The sequence below is a fragment of the Qipengyuania aquimaris genome (assembly GCF_020171965.1).
GTDB lineage: Bacteria > Pseudomonadota > Alphaproteobacteria > Sphingomonadales > Sphingomonadaceae > Qipengyuania > Qipengyuania aquimaris_A.
The window spans coordinates 682,181-702,733 of record NZ_JAIUZK010000002.1 but is presented as its reverse complement, the minus strand read 5'-3'; the positions used below and the strand labels follow the sequence as shown (position 1 = coordinate 702,733).

15 protein-coding genes are annotated in these 20,553 nt (G+C 62.3%); 6 read left to right on the top strand and 9 right to left on the bottom strand.

Going from position 1 to position 20,553, the window contains the following annotated elements:
• Window position 1: 1 nt before the first annotated feature.
• Window positions 2-754: a BglII/BstYI family type II restriction endonuclease gene (locus LCM24_RS11140; protein ID WP_224804349.1), complete on the bottom strand. Its 753-nt coding sequence runs from the start codon at window positions 752-754 to the stop codon at window positions 2-4.
• 198 nt (window positions 755-952) lie between these two features.
• On the opposite strand from LCM24_RS11140, the gene LCM24_RS11135 reads away from it, so the two are divergent.
• A complete protein-coding gene (locus LCM24_RS11135; protein WP_224804347.1) occupies window positions 953-1,501 on the top strand; it encodes a recombinase family protein in 549 nt (182 codons plus the stop codon).
• Between the two features lie 66 nt (window positions 1,502-1,567).
• On the opposite strand, the gene LCM24_RS11130 is transcribed toward LCM24_RS11135, so the two are convergent.
• Both LCM24_RS11130 and LCM24_RS11125 read right to left on the bottom strand, forming a co-directional pair.
• Window positions 1,568-3,301 (bottom strand): site-specific integrase, encoded by a 1,734-nt coding sequence (locus LCM24_RS11130; protein WP_224804345.1) that lies wholly within the window; start codon window positions 3,299-3,301, stop codon window positions 1,568-1,570.
• Between the two features lie 227 nt (window positions 3,302-3,528).
• Window positions 3,529-4,917 (bottom strand): DcaP family trimeric outer membrane transporter, encoded by a 1,389-nt coding sequence (locus LCM24_RS11125; protein WP_224804343.1) that lies wholly within the window; start codon window positions 4,915-4,917, stop codon window positions 3,529-3,531.
• A 142-nt stretch (window positions 4,918-5,059) separates the two neighbouring features.
• On the opposite strand from LCM24_RS11125, the gene acs reads away from it, so the two are divergent.
• Together acs and LCM24_RS11115 are read left to right on the top strand one after the other, a co-directional pair.
• Entirely contained in the window at window positions 5,060-6,991 is a 1,932-nt protein-coding gene (gene acs / locus LCM24_RS11120; RefSeq protein WP_224804342.1) for an acetate--CoA ligase, read from the top strand.
• Between the two features lie 6 nt (window positions 6,992-6,997).
• Entirely contained in the window at window positions 6,998-7,633 is a 636-nt protein-coding gene (locus tag LCM24_RS11115; RefSeq protein ID WP_224804340.1) for a response regulator transcription factor, read from the top strand.
• Here LCM24_RS11115 and LCM24_RS11110 read toward each other — a convergent pair.
• The 5 genes from LCM24_RS11110 to LCM24_RS11090 form a co-directional block, all read right to left on the bottom strand.
• A complete protein-coding gene (locus LCM24_RS11110) occupies window positions 7,603-10,968 on the bottom strand; it encodes a PAS-domain containing protein (protein ID WP_224804338.1) in 3,366 nt (1,121 codons plus the stop codon). The genes LCM24_RS11115 and LCM24_RS11110 overlap by 31 nt on opposite strands.
• Window positions 10,969-11,071: 103 nt before the next feature.
• A complete protein-coding gene (locus tag LCM24_RS11105; protein WP_224804336.1) occupies window positions 11,072-12,847 on the bottom strand; it encodes a sodium:solute symporter family protein in 1,776 nt (591 codons plus the stop codon).
• A gap of 10 nt (window positions 12,848-12,857) precedes the next feature.
• Window positions 12,858-13,136 (bottom strand): DUF4212 domain-containing protein, encoded by a 279-nt coding sequence (locus tag LCM24_RS11100; RefSeq protein ID WP_090480089.1) that lies wholly within the window; start codon window positions 13,134-13,136, stop codon window positions 12,858-12,860.
• Window positions 13,137-13,245: 109 nt separating this feature from the next.
• Window positions 13,246-13,920, bottom strand: coding sequence for an exonuclease domain-containing protein (locus tag LCM24_RS11095; RefSeq protein ID WP_224804334.1), 675 nt, complete (start codon window positions 13,918-13,920; stop codon window positions 13,246-13,248).
• Window positions 13,913-15,775, bottom strand: a complete 1,863-nt coding sequence (locus tag LCM24_RS11090; protein ID WP_224804332.1) for a putative nucleotidyltransferase substrate binding domain-containing protein — start codon at window positions 15,773-15,775, stop codon at window positions 13,913-13,915. The genes LCM24_RS11095 and LCM24_RS11090 overlap by 8 nt, the downstream gene beginning before the upstream one ends.
• Before the next feature lie 111 nt (window positions 15,776-15,886).
• Between LCM24_RS11090 and LCM24_RS11085 the strand changes: the two genes are divergently transcribed.
• From LCM24_RS11085 to LCM24_RS11075, 3 genes are read left to right on the top strand one after another with little or no spacing between them, the layout of a single operon-like run.
• The gene (locus LCM24_RS11085) at window positions 15,887-16,360 is read left to right on the top strand and encodes a low molecular weight protein-tyrosine-phosphatase (protein ID WP_224804330.1); all 474 of its coding nucleotides are present in this window, start codon (window positions 15,887-15,889) and stop codon (window positions 16,358-16,360) included.
• The gene (locus LCM24_RS11080) at window positions 16,353-17,684 is read left to right on the top strand and encodes an ABC1 kinase family protein (RefSeq protein WP_224804328.1); all 1,332 of its coding nucleotides are present in this window, start codon (window positions 16,353-16,355) and stop codon (window positions 17,682-17,684) included. The genes LCM24_RS11085 and LCM24_RS11080 overlap by 8 nt, the downstream gene beginning before the upstream one ends.
• Complete coding sequence (locus LCM24_RS11075) at window positions 17,681-18,487, top strand: fructosamine kinase family protein (RefSeq protein ID WP_224804326.1); 807 nt, start codon at window positions 17,681-17,683, stop codon at window positions 18,485-18,487. Before LCM24_RS11080 ends, LCM24_RS11075 begins: the two co-directional genes overlap by 4 nt.
• Here LCM24_RS11075 and recG read toward each other — a convergent pair.
• Entirely contained in the window at window positions 18,484-20,547 is a 2,064-nt protein-coding gene (gene recG / locus LCM24_RS11070) for an ATP-dependent DNA helicase RecG (RefSeq protein ID WP_224804324.1), read from the bottom strand. The genes LCM24_RS11075 and recG overlap by 4 nt on opposite strands.
• Window positions 20,548-20,553 lie beyond the last annotated feature (6 nt).

Here is a 20,553-nt window from a genome sequence, read left to right as displayed (position 1 = left end):
CTCATTCAACGATGATGGATGCTGGCAACCCTATAAGAAGCATGGGGCAAGGGTTGCCAACACCACGGCTCACTCGATCCATCAGTTTACTCCAATGAGTTGTCGCCGCACCGAATTTGTCGCTCACGAAGTGCTTGGTGAAGGCTTCAGCGAAGGGGATCTGGCGATCCATAAGCTTTTGCACAGCCTCGCGTTGCCGCTTCGTCCTATCTTTCATTCCAAACTCTCTGACGAGTTCCGCCTCGTCAATGAACCCGTACTTCTTGATGCAGTCGTGCACGATGCGAAACATCTCGCTTTGTAAACTCGCCCCCCGCGTAATGAGCACGCCGACGCTAATTGCGGATTGAGCGTGAAGCCTTTGGAAATTTTCGAGGTCCCTGTCGAAGAACGGATCTTTATTGTTCCACTCGATCTCCAGAGCCACATTGCCAATTTCTGACCAGCGGACGTGATCGATTTCATGACTGTTTGCGACGGTCTCCTTTCCGTCCACAATCATCTTGAAGTCAAATTCGTGCTTAGGCCAACCGGCGTCGTACAGGCTGTTTCTAAGGCGTTGTGTCGAGGGTGCCTCGCCACCTCCAGATCCGATTAATTCCTCGGCAGGAATGGAAACTGCCAAAAGCGCCTGCTCAAGTTCTTGGGCGACTGCCGGATAATCGACGCTCAAAATTGCCCCGGCGTGATTGGAGATAGCTAGGTCGAAACCTCTCTCGCGTAGCGCGTCAAACATGCCTTTGGCTACAAGCATGCAGGCTTCATGTCCACTACGTACAGATCGATTGAAACTGCATCATATCAGCCATCTAGCTCACGGATTTGTCTCCATCAGGTATACCCTTCCGAGGCGTCTCGCGGCCTCCACGGATCGTCTCACAAGAGTTCAATCCCGTATTTGAGACGCTAACCTTCTCAAGCTCTAGAACCTATTGAGACATGAAGGTGGGATATGACGAAGGTCGGTTATGCACGAGTGAGCAGCAACTCACAGAATTTAGAGATTCAGTTGCAGAGCCTGCGAGATGCTGGCTGTGAGAAGGTCTTTTCCGAGAAAGTCACTGGCACATCACTCAAGCAACGCGAAGCCCTCCAAGAGTGCTTAGATTGGCTTAGAGAGGGTGATACGCTCGTCGTCACACGCCTCGACAGATTAGCGAGATCGGGCCGCGACCTGCATGACGTTGTCGCGCAGCTCTCTGCAAAGGATGTCGGTTTTCAGTGCCTCCAGCAGGGAGCGGTGAATACTACGACAAGCATGGGAAAGCTGGTCTTGGGCATTCTCGGAGCGGTCGCCGAGTTTGAAACCGACATTCGCAGAGAACGCCAACGCGAAGGGATAGAGAAAGCGAAAGCGGCTGGCCGATACAAGGGCCGCAAGCCTTCAGTTAATGTCGCAGAGGTTTTGCGCCTCAAGAGTGACGGAGTGTCACCAACCGCAATCGCAAGGCGTATGGGGATCGGACGCGCTAGCGTATATAGAGCGCTCAAACAGGGCTAGGAGGAAGTCCTAGGAATGCTGCCGGAGCGCCACCCGGATGGTGCCGATAGTCCACCCATCTCGAATTTAGCCATCCACCTGCAGAATGATCTTTTGGAGGTTGTTGTAGCTCAGAGCTTCAACGGCCTCTTTGCGTTGCAGCAGGGTGCCAAGTGGGATTACTCCATAGCCTCCAGTCGTCGAGTGGTCGGCATGACCTAAGAGTGCCTGAAGAACACCTACATCCACCCCACTCCGCCGGCATTCATCTGCAAATGTATGGCGGAAACTGTGAAGCCCTAAGCCCTTCACTTTCATCTCAATTCGCTGAAGGTATCTCGCCCAGAACTTTGACGGCTGGTAGCTCCAATCACCTCGCTGCCCCGGTCTAATATCTGGAAACAAACGTTTGCTTCCAGTCGCCCGCTGCTTCTCCACGAATTGCAAGAACCCAAGCTGCATGAGAACCGTATGGATGGGAATGATCCGGCGCGACGAGTTGTTTTTCAGCCTCTTTTCATCACCCTCAACTCCTTCGACTAAGTCGAAGACCCACACACCTTGCTCTTGACGGATGTCCTCGCAGTGGAGTTGTGCGATCTCGCCTGTCCTAGCGCCCGAATACAGCAGGCAGAGGGGTAGCCAGTAGCGCCAATCGAGTATGCGATGCGTCCCTGCCAAGTGCTCCCTCTTGCCATCGCAACCAACAAACAAAGGTGTGCGGAAAAGCTGGGCAAGCTGGGAATGCGAGTAAGGCGGATAGGCGTGCTTTGCCTTATCTACGCGAGATCGAAAGCCCAGGGCGACATTCTCGTCAACATAGGCGTTGTCCTTCAGCCAAGCGAAGAACGCGCTTACAGCCGAAAGCTCCCGGTTAACCGTCCGAAGTGAGCGCGTGGCACCCCCAATTTCACGCCACTTGCCCGCGGCCTCTCTCAAGGCCAATCCGGACAGCTCATCGTTCACGGTCCAACGATGGGGAACGTCAGATAGCGCCTGCTTGAAGTCCCGAATATCCGCTCTGGTGACGGCATTCACTGCAGATTGCTTGCCAACGAAGCTCGCGAAATGATCAACGATCTTGCGTTCGGTTTCGAGGGTATCGGCCCTCTTCCCCTCTCTCAGCTTCTCGCTCACGTATCGATCAAAGAGGGATGAGATTTCTTCGCCGGATTTTGCTGTTGCGCGAAATTCCTTTGAACCTCCCAAACGCCCAACGACTGAAGCGCGGCTGGTATCAGGCAGCTTGCCCTCGGTGATCTCAGCAAGGTCAGCTCTTGCGAGCTGCACCGCCTTCGTAACGGTTGCTACAAGGTCATTCCATCGTTCGCCACGTGCGCCAGAACCTGCTGCAAGATCCCAATTCTCGGCGCGAGCCACAGCAGCAGCTAGGCGTTCCATTTCCTCTATGTCGCTCGGCAATGGAAGAAGCTCGACTTGGACAAGCTTCTTGCGTCTCTTGGCTGCGATTTGCTCCAGGTCCTCGCCTGAAGCGAGTTCATCCCGAAGGTTCTTCCGCTGAACTCTGAGGAAGCCCTCGTGAACACGAGCGGTCACTGCATCGATTATCTCATGCGAAGACGGCAACCAAGCTAGCGGTGCTCTTGAAGCTCGGATAGCGTCCCACTCCGCATGCTGTTGAGCGCGAACTGAAACCACCCGTCGATCTGCTTCTCGCCGATCCGAGGTCCGAAGGGATTTCCAGACGTCAGCGGGTGCTTTCCCATCTCGTTCGGTGAGAATTGCCTTCACGTCAGCCGGTGGTGTCTCGCGATAATACCAGTTTTGGGATTTGTCAGAGCGCTTAACGACGTAGGGCATAAACCACGCATTGATGTAACAGAGTCATGTAACACCGTTGGTCATAAAACCGGCAAAGGTTCAATAGCTTAAACCCTTCAACCGCTTAGAATCATGAGCCGTAAGAATCCTCTCTCCCCGACCATTTCGATCACGAACGAAAATCGCGCCGCGGCGGACTGGCATTCCCTCGGGAACATCCAGCCACCAGCGGCGCGTTTTCGTTTGCGGGTTTACATGCGCTGAAGTCAGAACGAGTATTTCGTCGAAACCTGGATCTTCTGCAGATTGCCCGACTGGCCGTTTTCCAGCGTGCGTTCCGCGTACATATACTCGATCCCGATATCGACCGGTTTGACGGGCGAATAGATGATGTTCGCCAGCACGTTCCAGCTCTCGTCGGTCACCGCACCGGAGGTCAGCAATACCGGATTGTCGGCCTTGAAATAGGACGCTGCAATGTTGGAGCGAACCTTGTCGGACCACATATGGCGGTATGCGCCAAAGCCCGAATAGGTGAAGATCGGGTCGAGATCGCCGTCGAGGTCCAGCGCGGCATCATTGACGATGTTGAGGCCGATATAGCGCCCCAACCCGTCACCCACCGTTCCCATGAACCGTAAATCGTCGCGTTCACCCAGCTTGAGCTTGCCGGACAGGCTGACCCCGTACCCCATGGCGCTGTCGCCATCGGTGCCGAAATCGTCTTCCGAAATCTTTAGATTGCGCAGGATGCCCGATGCCGACAGCGAGCCCCAGTCGCCGCTGAAATTATAGCGGGCAACGATATCGGGGAGCGAATCGTCGCCCGCTATCACCCTTGCGCCCGTGCTCGATGTCACGGTCGTCTCGGGCTGTTCCACCGCCAGCATCAAGCCGCCGTCGGTGTAGCGGATCATCGGCTGGCGGGCGAAGATCGTGCCCGGCGTCGTGCCGATGAAGTCGAGGCTTTCCGGCAGGGCGCCGACGTTCTGGAAGGTCGTCCAGGCCTGGCCGAACAGCCAGTTGTCATAAGTGATGAATGCCTGGCGTAGGCGTGGTGTGTAGCTATTCGAAATCCGCTCGTCGCCGTCGGGCGTGACCATGAAGTCGAGCTCAATCTGCGAGTTGAGCGTATGTTCGGCACCGACATCGGTCGCGGTCTTGAAAATGAAACGCGATTGGCGGGCGTTGAAATCGGTGTCCCAGCCCGACCCGTCTCCGCCGACGGGGATGGCCCCGGGGATCAGGAAGTCGCGCACGATACTGCCGGAGGCGACCTGGCCGCCGCTGGTGCGCTGGCTGATCGCATCGAGCTTCACATAGCCGGCGTAGGAAACCGTTGTGTTGCCCACGCGGAAGCCCTTGTCTTCCTGCTTCTTGGGTTCGTCGATCTGCGCGGCGAGTTCTTCCTGTCGCAGCTGCAGCGCGCGGGTTTCGGCCAGCGCCTGCTGTGTGGCCGCGACGGTTTCCGCACGGGCCGCATCCATTTCGCCATCCTTGGCGTCGAGGCGTTCCACCAATTGCATGACCAGCGCTTCGAGCCTCTCGAGCCGTTCCTCGACGTCAGCATCCTGCGCCGAAGCTGGCACAGCGATCAGGCAGGTCGAAGCGAGTAATCCGGTTCGCAGCGCCAATTTCAAAGACTTCCCAGTCATTCCAACCTCCCTCTTTTTTCTTGTCGGGCGATTATGATGGGCAAGGCTGGACTGGATAAATGGGCGATTGGTCGTAAGACCTTCGTCTGAAAGCGCGACTGGCCGCTTACCTGCTATGCCGTCGCTGAAGGGAGACACTTTCATGCTCGACACCGTCAAACGCCCGCATAGCTCGGCAGCCACGCACTGCACCAGCAGCGACTACGAAACGATGTACCGCCGTTCGGTGGAAGACAGCGATGCGTTCTGGCTCGAGCAGGCGGAGCGGCTCGACTGGGTGAAGGCACCGACCAAGGGCGGTGAGTGGACTTTCGACCCGGTCGACATCGCGTGGTTCGCGGACGGAAAGCTCAACCTGTGCCACAATGCCGTGGATCGCCATGCCGCCTCGCGCCCCGATGCGACGGCCCTGATTTTCGAGCCGGACGATCCCCAGAGCGCGGGACGCACCCTCACCTACCGCGAACTGCAGTCCGAAGTCGTCGCCATGGCGAACGCGCTGAAGGCCATCGGTGTGAAGAAGGGCGATCGTGTGACGATCTACATGCCGATGATCATCGAAGGTGTGCTGGCCATGCTCGCCTGCGCAAGGCTCGGCGCGATCCATTCGGTCGTGTTCGGCGGTTTTTCGCCCGAGGCGCTGGCCGGGCGCATCGAGGGCTGCGGCAGCCGTTTCGTCGTAACCGCAGACGAGGGCCTGCGCGGTAGCAAGCGGGTGCCACTCAAGACCAATGTCGATGCCGCCCTGGCAGAGCCGGACCACGACACTCCGCTCGACGGGATGCTGGTGGTCAAGCACACCGGCGCAGACGTCCCGATGACCGAGGGGCGCGACCACTGGTACCATGACGTCCGCTCCGACGCGGAATGCCCGTGCGAGCCAATGGATGCCGAGGATCCGCTCTTCATCCTCTACACCTCCGGTTCTACCGGAAAGCCCAAGGGTGTGGTGCATACGACCGGAGGCTATGGCGTGTGGACCGCGACGACGTTCAATTACATTTTCGACTACCAGCCGGGCGAAGTCTTCTGGTGTTCCGCCGATATCGGATGGGTCACCGGGCACAGCTATATCGCCTACGGGCCGCTGCTGAACGGGGCCACGCAGGTCATCTTCGAAGGCGTGCCGAACTACCCCGACCATGGCCGCTTCTGGCAGGTCGTCGAAAAGCACAAGGTCAATATTCTCTACACGGCCCCCACGGCGATCCGTGCGCTCATGCGCGAAGGCGACGACTTCGTGACGAAGCACGACCGCTCGTCTCTGCGCCTGCTCGGCACCGTCGGCGAGCCGATCAACCCCGAAGCATGGCGCTGGTATTTCGAAGTGGTCGGGGAAGAGCGCTGCCCGATCATCGACACCTGGTGGCAGACCGAAACGGGCGGCTGCATGCTGACCACCCTACCCGGTGCGCACGACATGAAGCCGGGCAGCGCCGGACTGCCCTTTTTCGGCGTCCGGCTCCAGCTGGTCGACAATGACGGCACGGTGCTGGAAGGCGCGAACGAGGGCAATCTGTGCATCACCCACAGCTGGCCCGGCCAGGCGCGGACCGTTTACGGCGATCACGAACGCTTCGTGCAGACCTATTTCAGCACCTACACCGGCAAATACTTCACCGGCGATGGCTGCAAGCGTGACGAGGACGGCTATTACCGCATCACCGGCCGCGTGGACGATGTGATCAATGTGTCCGGCCACCGCATGGGGACCGCCGAGGTGGAAAGCGCGCTGGTCTCGCACCCGCTCGTCGCGGAAAGCGCGGTCGTCGGATACCCGCACGATATCAAGGGCCAGGGCATCTACTGCTATGTCACGCTCAACGCGGGCGAGGATGGGTCCGACGCGCTGTACACCGAACTGCGCAATCACGTTCGGACGGAAATCGGGCCGATCGCCTCGCCCGACCATATCCAGTTCACCGACGGCCTTCCCAAGACGCGGTCCGGCAAGATCATGCGCCGGATCCTGCGCAAGATCGCGGAGAACGATTACGGTTCGCTGGGCGATACCTCGACCCTCGCCGATCCCAGCCTCGTCGAGCGACTGATCGAGGGGCGGCAGAACCGCTGATCGCCCATGACGCAGCGCATTATCATCGCCGATGACCACCCGCTCTTCCGCACGGCGTTGAGCCACGCGGTGGGCAAGGTCTGGCCGGAAGCGGAGATCGTAGAGGCCTCTTCCGCCGCACAGGCGCGCGCGGAAGTGGAAACCGGTGCGGAAGCGCTGCTTCTGGACCTGCACATGGAAGATTCCCGCGGTTTGTCCGCGCTCATGGACTTCCGGCAGGACTATCCCGCCCTTCCCGTGGCCATCGTATCGGCGAGCGAAGATCCGCGGGTCTATGCGGCGGCCAGCCAGCTTGGCGCTGCGGCCTTCATCCCGAAATCCGCGCCGCTGGAGCAGATGCGCGACGCCCTCGCCTGCGTCAGGGACGGCGATGGATGGTTTCCCGAAACCGACGCCGAACCGGATGAGGACCTTGCGAAAATCGCGACGCTCACCCCTGCCCAGCGGCGTATCCTGGCACAGCTCAACGAGGGCCTGCTCAACAAGCAGATCGCTTACGAACTCAATATAAGCGAGGCCACGGTCAAAGCCCATATTACCGCGATTTTCCGAAAGCTTGGCGTAGTGAACCGGACGCAGGCCGTATTGCTGGCGGCGAAGCTGGTCGTGGATCAGGAAGCGGCGGAATCCGCCTCGGGCTGACTGGCGGTCCCGCTGCGGGCAACGCAATCGGAGATCAGCGCTCGCAATGCGGCGGGCGAAGATGGCTTGAGCAGGCGATTGGCCCCCATGCGCCGTGCGGCCTGCTCCGTCTCCTCCCCCGCTTCGGCAGTCAGCAATATGGCCGGAGGGCGTGTGCCCCAGTGCGCGCACAGCTTTTCATAGACGCCATCGCCGCGCGCATCGCCATCGAGGCGGAAATCCATGAGCGCGACGTCAGGCGCGGTGGGCGCGGCACCAAGCGCTTCTTCCTCGCCGAGCGCGCAGACTACCTCCAGTCCCCATCTCTTCAGCAAGGCGGTGGTCGCCCTGAGGGCGGCGGGATCATTATCGACGACTAGCACGCGCGCATTGGCCAGCGTCGAGGCCTTGCGTTTAAGTGCGGCCGCAGTCCGCGCACCCCAGCGCAGGACCGGTAGGCGCACTGCAAAAGTGGTCCCCTGCCCGACCACGGAGCGCGTCTCGACCTCTACCTCCAGCAGGGCCGCAATGCGCCTTACGATCGCGAGGCCAAGCCCCAGCCCTTCCCGGTCGCTGGTCTCCCCGCGCTGGAATTCGTCGAACAACCGCTCGACGTCTTTTTCCGGAATGCCGGGACCTGTGTCGCAAACGCATAGGTCGATCCCGTCACCGACCCTTCTCGCACCCAGGAGCACGCCGCCGCTTTGCGTGTAGCGGATCGCATTGCTCATGAGGTTACGCACGATGCTCGCCATCAAGGCGCGGTCGGTCAGGATCCAGGCGCTGCTGCGCACACGCGCAAAGCGCAGGCCCTTGCTGTGCGCCTGCACGGCAAACTCGCGCATGATCTCGTCGAAAATGTCGTCCAGCGCGACCGGTTCAATGCGGGGTTCGATGCCGCCACCGTCCAGCTTGGAAATATCGAGCAAGGCGCGGATCAGGCGGTCGGCCGAGGTGATCGAGCCGTCGAGATCCTTGACCAGCCGCACCAGCTGGTCCCTGCCTCGCACCTCTTCGCCCAAGGCCGAGGCGAACAGGCGGGCCGCGTTGAGCGGCTGGATGAGGTCATGGCTGGCAGCCGCGAGAAAGCGCGTCTTGGAGCGTGTTGCCGCTTCGAGCGCCGCATTGGCCTCGCTCAATTGCTGCGTGCGCTCTGCCACCTTGGATTCGAGCGCCTGCTCTGCCCTGCGGTCGGCCGTCACGTCGCTGTAGCTGGTCACATAGCCGCCGCCGGGCGCCGGATTGCCGACGATCCGCATTATGCGCCCGTCATGCTGTTCGCGCTCCATCCGGTGCTGGCGTCCCGCCCGCATATGCTCGAGCCTGCGAGAGACCTGGAGCTCGATTTCCGCGTCGGGTGTACCGCTTTGCCGCAGGTTGAAGCGGATCAGGTCGGCAATTGGGGTGCCAACACTCGCCAATTCATCCGGCAGGGCGAACATCTCCTGGTAGCGGCTGTTCCAGGCGACAAGGTTCATGTCCTTGTCCACCAGAGCCACGCCTTGGTCGATGTTCTCGATCGCGAGCTGCAACAGGTCGCCGCTGAAGGTGAGACGCCGGTTGGTCTCGTCGAACATGGCGACCACCTGCTCAAGCGGCACCGGATCGCCCTGCGACCAACTCGACAAGAGCATACGCGCGGACGAAGTGCCGACGACGCCCGCGATGGTGCGCTCCACCATCCCCAGCATTTCCTGGTCCGCAGGATCGCTGTCGCGAAGGCCCGCCCCCATCGCCTCGATCGCGGCACTCGCGCGCTTCTGGCCGACGAACTGGGCGAGAAGCAGGCGGATGTCGGCCACGCGCTTGGCCGTGACGAACCCCGGCCGCGTACCCGGCGGCGTCGTTCCGACGAATGCGGCAGCCTGCGCGGCATCGACCAGTGTCTCACGGCTCACTGCCGACCCCATCCAGTATGCCGCGATATTGACCCCCAGGCTGAGCAATACGCCGGAGACCAGCGGATCGGGATGGATGGCGAAAATTGCCGGTTCGCCCGTTGCTGCGGGCACGATCAGGAGGACCAGCCAGCATGCAAAACCTGCAACCAGGCCGGAAACCATGCCGCCCTTGTTTCCGTGGCGGCTCGTCACCCCGAGCACGAGGCCGGGTGCGAACTGCGCCATGGCGGCAAATGCCAGAGTGCCGAGCCCTGCAAGGTCCGCCACTGCTCCGAAGCCGAGATAGAAGAGGTAGGCGAGGAACAGCAGCGCCGCGATGATAAAGCGGCGCACCATCAGGAGGCGTGCGGCGAGCCGCGTGCGATCGCCCGTGCCGCGCAATTCCCTGCGGAACAACAGCGGGGACACAAGGTCGTTCGTGACCATCGTCGACAAGGCCACGCTGGCCACCACGATCATCCCGGTGGACGCCGAGAACCCGCCGATGAACACAAGCAGCGCCAAAGCCTCGCTGCCCGTCGCAAGCGGCAAGGCCATCACGATCATATCGGCCTGCGTGCCTTGGGGCAGCACCGCCAGTCCTGCGAGCACGATAGGAACGATTACCAGCGATGTCAGGACCAGATAGGCGGGAAACAGCCACTGCATGGTTCGCGTCGTGCGGTCGGTCTGCGCTTCGACGAAGGCCATGTGGAACTGGCGCGGCAGGCACAGGGCCGCGCATCCGGCAATAATCGTCAGGATGACGAAACGCGCGTCCAGCTGCGCCATCGAAAAGGGAGACACCGTGGCTTCTGCCGGGACACCTGCAAGGACCGCCACCGCCAGCGCCGCGACTGCCAGCAGCGCCAGGATTTTCACCACCGACTCCACCGCAATCGTCAGGACGAGACCGGCATTGTCACCTGCCCTGTCTCCGCGCCGCGAACCGAACAGGATGGCGAACAGCGCCATGCTGGCGGCGACCAGCAGGACAAGCTCTTGCGCGGAAACGCTTGCCTGCAATTCGGGATCGAGCGCGAGCAACGAACTGCCGACCGATTGCAGTTGCAGAGCCATGTAGGGCAGTGATCCGACCGTCGCGATGATCGTGACCAGTGCTGCCACACTCGCACTCTTGCCGTATCGAGCGGACAGGAAATCCGCGATCGAGGTCGAATGCTGGGCCTTCGCTTGGGCAAGGATGCGGCGCACCAGGCCGAAGCCGAAGGTGAAAACCAGGATCGGGCCAAGGTAGATCGGAAGGTAATGGAGCCCGCTGTTTGCGGCCGATCCGACGCCGCCGAAAAAGGTCCAGCTGGTGCAGTAGACCGCAAGGCTGAGGCCGTAGATCCAGTCCCTGCGGCGGCGCGAGGGCGCGTACCCTTCTTCCGCCCGGCGGTCCTGGCGCGCGGCGAGCCAGAACAGGGCGATCAGGTACAGTGTCGCTGCTGCAATCGCGGCGCCGAACAGCATCGCATTCCTCCCTCCAGTATCGAAGCTATCGCAAGCGCCCGATTATGCAACGAAAAGGGCGGCACCTGTCGGCACCGCCCTTTCCATCTACGACCCGTCACGCTCAATGCGCGTGGGCATCGCCTGCACCGCGCGGCACGCGGATCGAGTCCACCAGCTTGCGGATTTCGACCGGCGGGCTGGCCGTCACCTTCGAGATTGCGATTGCGACCGCGAAGTTCAGCACCATGCCGACCACGCCGATGCCTTCGGGCGAGATACCGAACAGCCAGTTGTCCGCGACATTCGCCGCCGGGTTCATCAACTTGAAGTAGAAGATGTAGCCGAAAGTGAAGACCAGACCCACGACCATGCCGGCAATGGCGCCCTCCTTGTTCATGGACTTGGAGAAAATTCCCATGAAGATCGCAGGGAAGAGGCTGGCAGCGGCAAGTCCGAAGGCGAATGCCACGACCTGTGCCACCCATCCCGGCGGATAGATGCCGAGATAGCCCGCCACCACGATTGCCGCCGTCGCTGCGACACGGGCCGCGAGCAGCTCACCCTTCTCCGAGATATTCGGCTTGAAGGTGGACTTGAGCAGATCGTGGCTGACCGAGCTGGAAATCACCAGCAACAGTCCTGCCGCCGTAGACAAGGCCGCAGCGAGGCCGCCGGCTGCGACCAGTGCGATCACCCATCCTGGCAGATTGCCGATCTCGGGATTGGCCAGCACCATGATGTCGCGGTCGACATAGACCTCGTTCTCACTGTCGGCGACCGGAGCGTTGGTCACGACACGCTCGCCCGAGGGGCCGGTGCCTTCCGCGAATTCCGGCGCGCCTTCGAAGGCGTCGCCGCTGCGGTACTGCATCACGCCGTCATTGTTCTTGTCCTGGAAGGCGATGAGGTCATTGCGTTCCCAGTTCTTGAACCAGCCGGGTGCTTCGGAATAGCTCGTCTCGTTCACCGTATCGATGAAGTTGAGACGGGCGAAAGCGCCGACTGCAGGAGCGGTGGTGTACAGCAGGGCGATGAAGACGAGCGCCCAGCCCGCCGACTTACGTGCATCCGATGCCTTGGGCACGGTGAAGAAGCGCACGATGACGTGCGGCAGACCTGCCGTACCAACCATCAGGGCCAGCGTGATGCAGAACACGTCGATCATGCTCTTGGAGCCGTCGGTATAATTCCCGAAGCCCAGGTCCGAGAGCACGAGGTTCAGTTTCTGCAGGACGTATAGCCCGGACCCGTCGTCGACCGTCGACCCCAAGCCGATCTGCGGGATCGGATTGCCTGTGATCATGAAGCTCAGGAAGAAGGCCGGGACCATATAGGCGAAGATCAGCACGCAATATTGCGCGACCTGCGTGTAGGTGATGCCCTTCATCCCGCCGAGCACCGCATAGACGAAGACGATGCCCATGCCGATGATCACGCCGAGCGTGATCGGCACATCCAGGAAGCGCGAGAACACGATCCCCACGCCGCGCATCTGGCCTGCGATATAGGTGAAGCTGATGAAGATCAGGCAGATCACCGCCACCACGCGCGCAGTCTTGGAATAGTACCGCGTGCCGATGAAATCGGGCACGGTGAACTGGCCGAACTTGCGCAGGTAAGGCGCAAGCAACAGCGCCAGCAGCACGTAGCCGCCGGTCCAGCCCATCAGATAAACCGACGCGTCATAACCGAGGAAGGCGATGAGACCGGCCATCGAGATGAAGCTTGCCGCGCTCATCCAGTCGGCCGCTGTCGCCATACCGTTGACGACCGGGTTCACCCCGCCGCCGGCAACGTAGAATTCCTTCGTCGAACCGGCGCGCGACCAGATCGCGATACCGATGTACAGTGCGAAGCTGAGGCCAACGAACAAGTAGATCAGGGTCTGTGTGTCCATGATCACCTCCTCAATCGTCGAGATCGTATTTGCGCTCGAGCTTCTTCATCCTGACGACGTAGAAGACGATGAGCGCGATGAAGATGTAGATCGAACCCTGCTGGGCGAACCAGAAGCCGAGCGGGTATCCGCCGAGCATGAACTGGTCGAGCCACTCGCGAAACAGGATACCCGCCCCGAAGGAACAGGCGAACCAGATCGCCATCAAACTGACCAGCAGGCGGATATTGTCGCGCCAGTAGGCGCCCTCCGCTTCGCTGGTTTCATGGGTTTCGTTTGTTTCGGCCATGGCCTCCCCCTTCCTCCTATGTGTCGAGCACCCGCAGATTCGGGAGCTTCTTCACGAGGCTATGGAAGAGGCGTCACAAGGGCGAGAGCGACATAAGTCTAATAGGGCGCTACCAGCTTTCGAGAGATCCCAACCTGACGTCCGCTGGCAGCCTGGATAGCTGAGCGAGGAACAGTTCGGCAGCCGCCAGCGCATCGGACAAGGCGTCGTGCTGGGCGTAACTTGGCAGATTGTGCCGCTTGCGCGCGGCCGCCAGGCGATAGGCATCGCTACCCACCAGGTTGGGGCTGATCCTCCGTTCCAGTTGCAGCGTGCAGATCGCGCGCACCGGCGCTTCGATACCGAACATTGCCCTGGATATCCGCCGGATGACGTCGCGCTCGATGGATGCGCCATGGGCGACCAGTATCCTGCCCGCAAGGTCGCCAAGGAAGCTGCGCGCTGCCTCTTGCAGTGCCACGCCCTGCCGCGCGCGCTCTTCGCCGATACCGTGAACTGCGACAGCGCTATCGTCCAACTGCCTGAGACTGCGGACATCGACCGAACGCGCTCCTGCAAGAGCAATCCCGCCGCTATCGAAACCGATCCAACCCGCCTGCAGGACGTGGGCATTGCGGGCCAGGCCATCGAGCTCGAAATCGAGCGCCAGCAGCGGCGCCTCGCGCGCGGGAATGTCCGGCGATGGCCATGCGGCACCGGCGTAGCGGGTCAGGACTTCGTCGTCGGCAGCAGCGCAGGCTTTGAGACCGCGCGCGAAACGCCAGCGGCCCAGCCGTTCACGCAATGCCGCCCGCCAGATTGCGTCTGAGCGATTCCAGCCCGGCCCGGACGACGGAAAATGCATCCTTCAGGTAATCGCGCTCCAGGGGCGAAAGCGTTGCCGGGGCGATGCGGTTATCGGGCGCGATACCGGCGCGCACCTGCGCGGCCTGATGTGCGATGCGCAGTTCGTTCACGAGCAGGAATGCGTCCTTCAGGCTCTCTGCATCGCCCCGTGCCATCTTGCCTGCCTCGGCCAATGCATCCAGCCGCTCGAGCGTGCCGACGGCGGCAATGCCTTCGGACAATGCAAGGCTGCGGGCGATATCGATGATCGGCAGGATGGCCTGCGCCTTGGCGTCGAAAACCTTTTCGCCGTCCGCCGATTTTTCCAGCACCAGGTTGCGGAATATGCCTAGTGGCACGCGGCTGCGCTGGGCATCCCGCGCCAGATAGCTGATGAACAGCGGACTAGCTTTCGCCTGATCCAGCACTGGACCGCGCAGGTTCGCCGCAAGCTCGGCAGAGCCGTGGACTGCGCGCATATCGAAGAATATCGTCGCGCGCAGGATGCTGTCTTCGTCGGGATCGGATATCCAGCGCGAATAGCGATCCCGCCATTCGCCGACGGTGAGGCGCTGATCGGCGTTTTTCGCCATGATCCCGCCGTTGCAATAGACATACCCGGCATCGTTCAGGATGTCCGAGACACGCGCTCCCAGAGCAGCGAAATATTCCCGCCCTGCCCCGTCCACAGCATCGTCCATGACGATCCCGTTATCCTGGTCAGATCCCACCAATTGTTCGCCGCGGGCAAGCGAGCCGAAAGCAAGCAGGGCATAGGGGACCGGCGGTGGTCCCAGTTCAGCCTCTGCCAGCTGGGCTGCACGCCTGTGAACCGCTTCGCCGAGCGCGGAGGTAAACCGCATCGTATGTTCGGCATGGAAGCCGCCAGCCTCCATGCGCGCAAAGCCTTCGGGGATCTGTTTCGCGGCAGCGATCAGCGCCTCGGGGGTGGCAGAATTGGACACCAGCATGCCGGTGTCGATCGCGCTATCTCCGAGATGCGCAAGGATGTCGGTCGCGCTCAGGATCGCGCGCAGTTCCCCTGTCGAGCCAAGTGCCGGGATGTGGCGAAAGCCCCCGGCCGCCATCATCCCCATCGCCTCCGACAGGCTGGCCCCTTCCGGTAGTGTCAGCGGAGACGGCGTCATGACGTCGGAAATCGGCGCATCAAGCGACCTGCGCATGGCGACCACGCGGTTTCGCAAGTCCTTGTCCGTAAAAATGCCTTTCAGCCGCCCGTCGCTACACACGGCCAATGTGCTGACGTCCCGGTCGCTCATGAGCGAGGCGGCATCGGCTATCGAAAGATTGGGACTGCACGACACCGGCTCGCGGTGCGGGACCAGCGAGCCGATCGTGATCTGTTCGAGCGATTGGGACCGATTGCGTTTAAGATCGCGGACCGCGCTGCGGATGCGTTCCTGCTCGCTATCGGCGAAATAGTCGCGAAAGCCTTGCGAGCTTTTCCGCAAGGCGTGGAAGTCGTCCGCCGGAAGCAGATAACAGAGCGTGTCTTCCAGCGCGGTCGTCGTATTGCGCACCTCGCCGCCGCGCAGCAGCGAGGGGAAAGCGAAACATCCGCCGCGCTCCAGCCGCGCGGTCAGCTCGTCCCCCGCCAGCCGCAATTCCACCGCACCCGATCGCACGACGAACAGGAAGTCGTTGTGCTCGCCGCTGCGCAGGATTTCATCTCCGTTCCGGTAATAGCGCACGGTGATCTTGCGGACGATGGCGCGAACTTGCTCATCGCCGAGCCTGTCGAAAGGAGCGGTCGCCCTGAGGAAACTCTCGATCTCGCTGAGTTCGCTCGCCATCGCCCGAGCATAGCAGACTAAGAGGGAATGCGCATTGCGACCTTTCGCCTAGGCATACCGGATATTCGCCGCCGGGTGGAAACCCCTGCCTGCCTGCCTCGTTCAAGCGATATGGCTTCCCGATCCGTTCTGTTCGTCTGTCTCGGCAATATCTGCCGCTCCCCCCTTGCCGAAGCGGCCTTCCGGCGCGCCGCTCAAAATGCGGGCCTCGACGTGAAGGTCGATAGTGCCGGGACCGCCGACTATCACGTCGGCGAGCCGCCCGATCCGCGCAGCATCGACCAGGCGCGAAGCGAGGGGATCGACATCACCGGCTATCGCGGCAGGCAGTTGTCGCAAGACGACTTCCACGAGTTCGACTTCATCATCGGCATGGACCGCTCGAACATGCAGGACATGGCACGGCGCGATCCGGGCAATGGCAAGGCGAAAACCGCCATGCTGCTCGATATCGTGCCCGGGCAGGAAGGACGCGAGGTCGGCGATCCCTACTACGGCGGGGCCGACGGATTTGCCGTTACCTGGAGCGAGGTCGATGCCGGGGCCCAGGCGCTGGTCGCGGTGATGTTGTCGGAAAATGGCTGACGAAGACAAGCGCCGCGCGCGCTCGGTTCCCTCCTCCCGCATAGGACGGCTGGCAGGCTTCGGCGGGCTTGCCGGAGGCATGGTTGCAGGCGCGCTGGGCGAAGGGGCGCGGCGTCTTGCTGCGGGCGAGCGGCCCAGCATGGACCAGATGCTGCTGACGCCGGGCAACGCCAGACGCCTTGCCGACCGGCTCGCCCATATGCGCGGTGCGGCAATGAAACTGGGCCAGATGATCTCCATGGATGCGGGCGATGTCCTGCCGCCCGAGCTTGCCGCTATCCTCGCCCGTTTGCGCGAACAGGCCGATTTCATGCCGCCGCGCCAGCTCGACAAGGTTCTTGCAGAGCAATGGGGCAAGGACTGGCGCAAGCAGTTCCGGCGGTTCGAGCCGAGACCGATTGCCGCGGCATCGATCGGGCAGGTCCACCGCGCCCTCACCCGCGACGGGCGGACAATGGCCATCAAGGTCCAATATCCCGGCGTCGCGCAGAGCATTGAATCCGACGTCGATAACGTGGCCGGACTGCTGCGGATGACCGGTTTGCTGCCTGAGGAACTCGACATTGCGCCGATGCTAGCTGCGGCGAAGGCCCAGCTGCGCGAGGAAGCGGATTACGAGCGCGAAGGCCGCATGATGCAATGCTATGCCGAATTGCTTAAAGGCGACGATCGCTTTGCCCTTCCCACGCTCGATCCCGCGCTTACTCGTTCGCAAATCCTGGCGATGAGTTTCGAGGAAGGACGCCCCATCGAGGCGCTGGCCGACGAGCCGCAGGATGTGCGCGATGCGGCCTTCGCCAATCTGATCGAACTGGTCGGGCGCGAGTTGTTCGATTTCGGTTTCATGCAGACCGATCCCAACTTCGCCAACTATCGCTATCGCGCGGATACCGGGCAGATCGTGCTGCTCGATTTCGGCGCGGCACGAAAGGTCGATCCCGCGATATCCGCGGATTACCGCCGCTTGCTCGAGGCTGGCCTTGCCGAAGATCGCCCGCGCGTGCGCGATGAGGCCGTCGCTGCCGGCTTCATCGCGCCGCAGGCTATCGAACGCCATCCCGAGCGCATCGACCGCGCGATCGATATCGTGGTGACGGAAATGTCGCGCGAGGGACAGCTCGACTTCGGCGACCGCGCTTTCGTCCCGCAAATCCGCGAGGAAGTCATGCCGATCGCGAAGGACAAGGCGAGTTGGCACCTTCCTCCGCCCGAAACCCTCTTCGTCCAGCGCAAGGTCAGCGGCACTGCCCTGCTCGGCGCGAGGCTGGGAGCACGCGTCGACGTTCGCGGCACGGTCGAGCGTATTCTGGCGGAAACGGCGTGACGCAGGAACTGCGCGCGGCGATCGAAGCGATTTGCGGCGCGGCAGTCGAGAGTATCGAGCGCTTTCCTGGTGGCGACATATCCGGAGCCTCTGCGGTAAGACTGGCAGATGGCCGCAAATTCGTGGTGAAAACCGGCCCCGTCGTCTCGGTAGAAGCGGGAATGCTGCTCGCGATGGAGACAGCTTCCACCCCCTCGCCGAGGGTAATCGGCTGCCGCGATGATGTAATGGTTATCGAGCATCTTGTAGCGCGAGGCGGGTTTGGCGATGCGTGGGATAGCCTTGCCGAAGCGCTCCACGGATTGCGCGAGCTGACGAGCGACACTTACGGCTGGCACGAGGATTATGCCCTGCGTCACGTCCAGGTCGAAAACGCGCCGGCGGACAGCTGGTCGCGCTTCTGGGCCGAGCGGCGTCTGGCCTGCCATGTCCCGCATCTCGAAATATCGCTCGGCAGGCGGGTCGAGACACTTGCCGGTGCGCTGGACGCACTTATTCCGGCGAACCCTGACGCCTCCTTCGTGCATGGCGACTTGTGGGGCGGGAATGTGCTGGCATCGGGCAACCGGATAACCGGGCTGATCGATCCTTGCGCCTGCTGGGGTGACCGAGAAGTCGACGCGGCGAGCCTGACCGTTTTCGATCATCCGCCCGAGAGCTTCTTCGCCGCGCTCGACCTTGAAGGAGGGTGGCGCGAGAGGCAGCCGGTCTACCGGCTTTGGATGTGGCTGCTCCACGTGCGGCTGTTCGGCGACAGCTACCGGCCCGCTGTCGAGCGCGAGCTCGATGAGCTGGGCTTCTAGCCTCCGCGCAGGGTTTTCACGCCGAAGTCGCGTTCGAAGAGATAGAGCAGGATCCGCGCCGCTTCCCCGCGCTTGCCTTCCAGCCCGCCGTCGCGCTCCATCAACAGGCGCGCATCGTCATGGGCCTTGGGCAAGAGTTCGGTGATCTGTTCGAAACTCGCGATGGTGAACGGCGTGTCGCCCGATTGCCGCGTGCCGAGCAATTCGCCCCCACCGCGCAGCCGCAGGTCTTCTTCGGCAAGCAGGAAGCCGTCCTGCGTCTCCCGCATCAACGCCAGCCGTTTCTGCGCCGTTTCGGACAGGTTTTCGCCGTGGAGCAGGACGCAGAAGCTCTTCTCGCTCCCGCGCCCGACGCGTCCGCGAAGCTGGTGCAGTTGCGCCAGTCCGAAGCGCTCGGCCTGCTCGATCACCATGAGCGTCGCGTTGGGCACGTCGACCCCGACTTCGATGACGGTGGTCGCCACCAGCAGGCGCGCATCACCGCGGGCAAAGCGCTCCATGGCGGCGTCCTTCATTTCCGGTGCCAGCTGGCCGTGGACCATCACCACGTCGTCGCTGAACCGCTCCTTCAGCGAGGCATAGCGCGCCTCGGCCGCAGCAATTTCCTCCGGCCCGTCCATCTCGCGCACCATCGGGCAGACCCAGAAGGCCTGCCTTCCCTGTTCGAACTGCGCGGCGAGCCGCTCCGCCAGCGCGGGGATCCTGTCCTGCCCCATAACCACCGTGTCGATCGACTGGCGACCGGGCGGAAGCTCGTCCAGCTTGCTCACATCGAGCTCGCCATACTGGGCGAGCGTCAGCGTACGCGGGATCGGCGTGGCGGTCATGGCGAGCACATGCGGTGCGCGCTTGCCCTTGCTCGCCAGCATCAGCCGCTGCCCGACCCCGAAGCGGTGCTGCTCGTCGATCACGACCATGGCGAGATTGCGATAGGCCACCTTGTCCTGGAAAATCGCATGGGTGCCGACGACGATGTCGATGCTTCCGTCCAGCAGCCCCATCAGTGTCGCTTCGCGTGCCTTGCCCTTGTCGCGCCCGGTGAGCAGCGCGACCTGCGCCCCGGTCGGCTCGGCCATGCGGCGCAGGCTCTCGTAATGCTGGCGGGCGAGGATTTCCGTCGGGGCCAGCAAGGCGGCCTGTGCCCCCGCCTCCACCGCGATCAGCATCGCTTCCAGCGCGACGACCGTCTTGCCCGCACCGACATCGCCCTGGAGCAGGCGCAGCATGGGCGCTTCCTGCGCCATGTCGCCCTCGATTTCGGCAATGGACCGCTTTTGCGCGCCCGTCAGCGGGAATGGCAGGTCCAGTTTCCCGCGATAGCTGCCATCGCCCTGCAGCGTCTGGCCCTTGCGCTTGCGGTTGTCCGCCCGGACCAGCATCAGCGCCAGCGCATTGGCCAGCAGTTCATCGTAAGCCAGCCGGTCGCGCGCGGCCTTGTGCTCGCCCTTGTGCGCAAGGCGCATGGCCTCCTGCCAGGCGGGCCAGTCGTGCTTGTCGACCTGTGTAGGCTCGATCCATTCCGGAAGAGCGGGACAACGGTCCAGCGCCTGCCCGACAAGCCCTGCGACTTTCGGCTGCGTCAGGCCTTCCGACAGGCGATAGACCGGCTCGCACAGGCGCTGGAGGGTATCGCCGCCTTCTTCCACCACGTGGTCGGGATGGACCATCTGGAGCATGTCGCCGTACCGTTCCAGCTTGCCCGCCACCCAGCGGGTCTCGCCCACCGGCAGCTGCTTCTTTGCCGTGTAGGAGGCGCGGCCGAAATAGGTGATCGACAGCACATTGCCGATGCTGTCCTGCGCCAGAACGCGATAGGGCGCGCGCGGCGACCTGCCGCCGCGATGTTCGGTCACCGTCAGGCGGATGACGATATTCTCACCCTCGCCCGCCTCATCCAGCGTTTCGACCGCGCGCCGCGTGACGAAGCGGTCGGGCAGGTGATAGGCGACGTCCCTGATCCGCGTGAGGCCCAGTTTCTCCAGCGGCTTCTTCAGCTTCGGGCCGACGCCGTCCAGCGTGTCGGTTTCGGCGAACAGGGGATTGAGCACGTCGGGCCGCATAGTGAT

What these genes read in the sequence shown, in the direction of transcription:
- LCM24_RS11140 (WP_224804349.1), bottom strand. Translation starts at nt 754, where the DNA reads ATGCTTGTAGCCAAAGGCATGTTTGACGCGCTACGCGAGAGAGGTTTC.
- LCM24_RS11135 (WP_224804347.1), top strand. Translation starts at nt 953, where the DNA reads ATGACGAAGGTCGGTTATGCACGAGTGAGCAGCAACTCACAGAATTTA.
- LCM24_RS11130 (WP_224804345.1), bottom strand. Translation starts at nt 3,301, where the DNA reads ATGCCCTACGTCGTTAAGCGCTCTGACAAATCCCAAAACTGGTATTAT.
- LCM24_RS11125 (WP_224804343.1), bottom strand. Translation starts at nt 4,917, where the DNA reads ATGACTGGGAAGTCTTTGAAATTGGCGCTGCGAACCGGATTACTCGCT.
- acs (WP_224804342.1), top strand. Translation starts at nt 5,060, where the DNA reads ATGCTCGACACCGTCAAACGCCCGCATAGCTCGGCAGCCACGCACTGC.
- LCM24_RS11115 (WP_224804340.1), top strand. Translation starts at nt 6,998, where the DNA reads ATGACGCAGCGCATTATCATCGCCGATGACCACCCGCTCTTCCGCACG.
- LCM24_RS11110 (WP_224804338.1), bottom strand. Translation starts at nt 10,968, where the DNA reads ATGCTGTTCGGCGCCGCGATTGCAGCAGCGACACTGTACCTGATCGCC.
- LCM24_RS11105 (WP_224804336.1), bottom strand. Translation starts at nt 12,847, where the DNA reads ATGGACACACAGACCCTGATCTACTTGTTCGTTGGCCTCAGCTTCGCA.
- LCM24_RS11100 (WP_090480089.1), bottom strand. Translation starts at nt 13,136, where the DNA reads ATGGCCGAAACAAACGAAACCCATGAAACCAGCGAAGCGGAGGGCGCC.
- LCM24_RS11090 (WP_224804332.1), bottom strand. Translation starts at nt 15,775, where the DNA reads ATGGCGAGCGAACTCAGCGAGATCGAGAGTTTCCTCAGGGCGACCGCT.
- LCM24_RS11085 (WP_224804330.1), top strand. Translation starts at nt 15,887, where the DNA reads ATGGCTTCCCGATCCGTTCTGTTCGTCTGTCTCGGCAATATCTGCCGC.
- LCM24_RS11080 (WP_224804328.1), top strand. Translation starts at nt 16,353, where the DNA reads ATGGCTGACGAAGACAAGCGCCGCGCGCGCTCGGTTCCCTCCTCCCGC.
- recG (WP_224804324.1), bottom strand. Translation starts at nt 20,547, where the DNA reads ATGCGGCCCGACGTGCTCAATCCCCTGTTCGCCGAAACCGACACGCTG.